This window comes from Stenotrophomonas pictorum JCM 9942 (assembly GCF_001310775.1).
GTDB lineage: Bacteria > Pseudomonadota > Gammaproteobacteria > Xanthomonadales > Xanthomonadaceae > Stenotrophomonas > Stenotrophomonas pictorum.
The window spans coordinates 1-3,634 of sequence record NZ_BAZI01000274.1; the positions used below are offsets into that span (position 1 = coordinate 1).

Here is a 3,634-nt window from a genome sequence, read left to right on the forward strand (position 1 = left end):
TCCGCGCTGGCGCCACGCAAGGCGCCGGCGCCCGTCATTGACGCGCGGCAACGCCGCCCACTTTTCCCCGTCACACCCGCGGTTCGGCACATGACTTGCATCTGACTGGAGAGCATTCCTGAGGAGCACATCGTGGCCGTAGCTGCCGACAAATCCCGCAAATCCGCCGACACCAAGGACGCCCCGGGCAAGCCCAAGCGCACGGTACTGGTCACCGCCCTGATCGCGCTGCTGGCCGCTGGCGCTGCCGGTGGCGCGGTGTGGTACTTCACCCAGGCCAAGGAGGGGGGCCCCGCCAAATCCACGGCACCGGCCAAGCCGGCGCCGGCCCAGTACTACGCCCTGGACCCGGCGTTCGTGGTCAACATGAACAGTCCGATCGATGGCCCGCGCTACCTGCAGGTCGAAGTCCAGCTGATGACCCGCGACCCGATCGCGCTGCAGGCGCTGGAAACCCACGCCCCGGCGATCCGCGCCAAATTGCTGATGCTGTTTTCCCAGGTCAGCCCGGAGCAGATCGCCGACCGTCCCGGCAAGGAGAAACTGCAGGCGTCGGCGCTGGCCGAAGTACAGAAACTGATGACCGCTGAAACCGGCAAGAAAAGCGCCGATGACCTGCTGTTCACCAGCTTCGTGACCCAGTAAGGCGCTGCGATGAGCATCAATGACCTGCTGTCACAGGACGAGATCGACGCGCTGCTGCATGGCGTGGATTCGGGCAAAGTGGAGACCGATGAGCCGGAACCGGCGCCCGGCGAAGCCCGCACCTACGACTTCGCCAGCCAGGACCGGATCATCCGCGGGCGCATGCCCACCCTGGAAATGGTCAACGAACGCTTCGTGCGCCTGTGGCGTATCGGCCTGTTCAACCTGATCCGGCGTTCGGCCGAAATCTCGGTGCGCGGCATCGAGCTGATCAAGTTCGGCGACTACCTGCACTCGCTGTATGTGCCCACCAACCTCAACCTGGTCCGCTTCAAGCCACTGCGTGGCACCGGCCTGATCGTGTTTGAACCGACCCTCGTGTTCGCGGTGGTGGACAACTTCTTCGGTGGTGACGGGCGTTACCACACCCGTATCGAGGGCCGCGAGTTCACCGCCACCGAGATGCGGGTGATCCAGCTGATGCTCAAGCAAGCCTTCGCCGACCTCAAGGAAGCCTGGGGCCCGGTGATGAACACCGACTTCGAGTACATCAACTCCGAGATCAACCCCCACTTCGCCAACATCGTCAGTCCGCGCGAATACGTGGTGGTGTGCCGTTTCCACGTCGAGCTGGAGAGCGGCGGTGGCGACATCCACATCACCTTGCCGTACTCGATGCTGGAGCCGATCCGCGAGCTGCTTGATGCGGGCATCCAGAGCGACCGCAACGACCGCGACGAAAGCTGGGCGGTGATGCTGCGCGAGCAGCTCAATTCGGCCGAAGTCGAGCTTTCCAGCGTGCTGGCCAAGCGCCGCATGAGCCTGCGCGAACTCACCCAGCTGAAGATCGGCGACATCCTGCCCATCGACCTGCCCCAGGAAGTCCCGCTGTGTGTGGAAGGCATCCCTGTCTTCACCGGCGAGTTCGGTGTGGCCAACGAACGCAACGCCATCAAGATCACTGCAACCCAACCGCCGGGCACCCGCAAAACGCTGCCGGCGATCCAGGAAAAATCCCATGACTGACATCGAAACCCCCGCAACCCCGCAGGCTACCCCGGCCCAGTTCGCCGATCTGCGGCAGATGGCGTCGCCACCACCGATCTGGATCTGGATGTGATCCTGGATGTGCCGGTGACCCTGTCACTGGAAGTGGGACGCGCGCGCGTGCCGATCCGCAACCTGCTGCAGCTCAACCAGGGCTCGGTGGTGGAGCTGGAGCGCGGCGCCGGTGAATCGCTGGACGTCCTGGTCAACGGCACCCTGATCGCCCATGGCGAAGTGGTGGTGATCAACGACCGCTTCGGCGTGCGCCTGACCGACGTGGTCAGCCCCAGCGAGCGCATCCGGAGACTGCGTTGATCGCACTGCTTGCCACTGCCGCACCGGCCGCCATGGCCCAAGGCCAGCCGGCGACGGTCGGCCAGCATGCGAGCACCGCTCCGGGCATGTTCGGTGCGGTGCTGGCGCTGCTGATGGTGCTGGCGCTGATCGTCGGCCTGGGCTGGCTGCTCAAGCGCCTGCCCGGTGGCGGTTTCCGTCCGGCCGAAGGCCTGAAGGTGGTGGCCAGCCTCAACGTGGGCGCCAAGGAGCGCGTGGTGGTGGTGGACGTCAACGGCCAGCAGCTGCTGCTGGGCGTGACCGCCGGCGGTATCAGCACCCTGCACCAGCTATCCGGACCATTGCCGCAGACGCCGCCCCCGGCGCTGCCCAATTTCAAACAACTACCGAATTTCGCCCAGCTGCTTGCCCAGAAGCTGCGCAAGGAACCCTGAATCATGTCGGGTCATCGTCTTTCCCGCCTTTCCTGCTGGCAGTGGCTGTTGCTGCTGGCGCTGGTCGCCTTTCCGGTGCTGGCCCTGGCCACCCCGGCCGCCCCGCAGATGCCGATGCTGCCGGATGTGAACGTCGGCAAGATCGGCAGCCAGCCGGTCAGCCTGCCGCTGCAGACCCTGCTGCTGATGACAGCCATCACCCTGCTGCCATCAATGCTGCTGGTGCTGACCGCCTTCACCCGCATCATCATCGTGCTGGGCCTGCTGCGCCAGGCGCTGGGCACCGGGCAGACGCCCTCCAACCAGATCCTGCTGGGGCTGGCGCTGTTCCTGACCGCGATGGTGATGATGCCGGTCTGGGAGAAGTCCTGGTCCACCGGCATGGCGCCCTATCTGGACGGTCAGATCGACTTCCAGACCGCGTGGACCCTGACCACCCAGCCGCTGCGGGCCTTCATGCTGGCGCAGGTCCGCGATACCGACCTGATGACCTTCGCCGGCCTGGCCGGTCACGGTACCTACGCCAGCCCGGATGCGATCCCGTTCCCGGTGCTGGTGGCCTCCTTTGTCACCAGCGAGTTGAAAACCGCCTTCGAGATCGGCTTCCTGATCTTCATTCCGTTCCTGATCATCGATCTGGTCGTGGCCAGCGTGCTGATGTCGATGGGCATGATGATGCTTTCGCCGATGATCATTTCCGCCCCCTTCAAGATCCTGCTGTTCGTACTGGTGGATGGCTGGGTACTGGTGGTCGGCACTCTTGCCGCCAGCTTCAACGCCGTCTGAGGAGCGATGTCTTGAGCCCTGAACTTGCCCTCACCGAACTGCGCGGTGGCCTTGTCGCCACGCTCTGGGTCGCCGGCCCGTTGCTGCTCACCGTGCTGGTGATCGGTGTGGTGGTCGGTGTGATCCAGGCGGCGACCCAGCTCAATGAACCCACCATCGCCTTCGTCGCCAAGGCCGCCGGCCTGACCGTGGCGCTGTTTGCGCTGGGCAGCCTGCTGATCGGCCATCTGGTGGAATTCACCACTTTGCTGTTCCAGCGCATTCCCCATCTGATCGGATAGGCCGCCACGTGGACAGCGCAACCCAGATGGCCATCGACGGGCAGCAGGCATTCGCCTGATCGGCAACGTGCTGTGGATGATGCTGCGCGTGGGCGCCATGCTGATGGCGATGCCGATGGTCGGCACCCGCGCGGTGCCGGCACGGGG

General features: G+C 65.0%; 5 protein-coding genes and 2 pseudogenes. All 7 read left to right on the forward strand.

Annotation, left to right across the window (positions count from 1 at the left end):
• Nucleotides 1-132: 132 nt before the first annotated feature.
• Nucleotides 133-645: a flagellar basal body-associated FliL family protein gene (locus JCM9942_RS12255; RefSeq protein WP_054659988.1), complete on the forward strand. Its 513-nt coding sequence runs from the start codon at nt 133-135 to the stop codon at nt 643-645.
• A gap of 9 nt (nt 646-654) precedes the next feature.
• Complete coding sequence (fliM, locus tag JCM9942_RS12260) at nt 655-1,671, forward strand: flagellar motor switch protein FliM (RefSeq protein WP_054659989.1); 1,017 nt, start codon at nt 655-657, stop codon at nt 1,669-1,671.
• A gap of 72 nt (nt 1,672-1,743) precedes the next feature.
• Nucleotides 1,744-2,007, forward strand: a pseudogene (fliN, locus tag JCM9942_RS12265) (flagellar motor switch protein FliN); the annotation flags it as partial.
• The gene (fliO, locus tag JCM9942_RS12270) at nt 2,004-2,420 is read left to right on the forward strand and encodes a flagellar biosynthetic protein FliO (protein WP_054659992.1); all 417 of its coding nucleotides are present in this window, start codon (nt 2,004-2,006) and stop codon (nt 2,418-2,420) included. The pseudogene fliN and the gene fliO, both read left to right, overlap by 4 nt.
• Before the next feature lie 3 nt (nt 2,421-2,423).
• Nucleotides 2,424-3,206, forward strand: coding sequence for a flagellar type III secretion system pore protein FliP (fliP, locus tag JCM9942_RS12275; protein ID WP_054659994.1), 783 nt, complete (start codon nt 2,424-2,426; stop codon nt 3,204-3,206).
• An 11-nt stretch (nt 3,207-3,217) separates the two neighbouring features.
• Nucleotides 3,218-3,487: a flagellar biosynthetic protein FliQ gene (locus JCM9942_RS12280; protein ID WP_054659996.1), complete on the forward strand. Its 270-nt coding sequence runs from the start codon at nt 3,218-3,220 to the stop codon at nt 3,485-3,487.
• An 8-nt stretch (nt 3,488-3,495) separates the two neighbouring features.
• Nucleotides 3,496-3,634, forward strand: a pseudogene (locus JCM9942_RS20275) (flagellar biosynthetic protein FliR); the annotation flags it as partial.

Bases quoted from the DNA above. Each gene is read 5' to 3' on its own strand.
- fliM (WP_054659989.1), top strand. From the start codon at position 655: ATGAGCATCAATGACCTGCTGTCACAGGACGAGATCGACGCGCTGCTG.
- fliP (WP_054659994.1), top strand. From the start codon at position 2,424: ATGTCGGGTCATCGTCTTTCCCGCCTTTCCTGCTGGCAGTGGCTGTTG.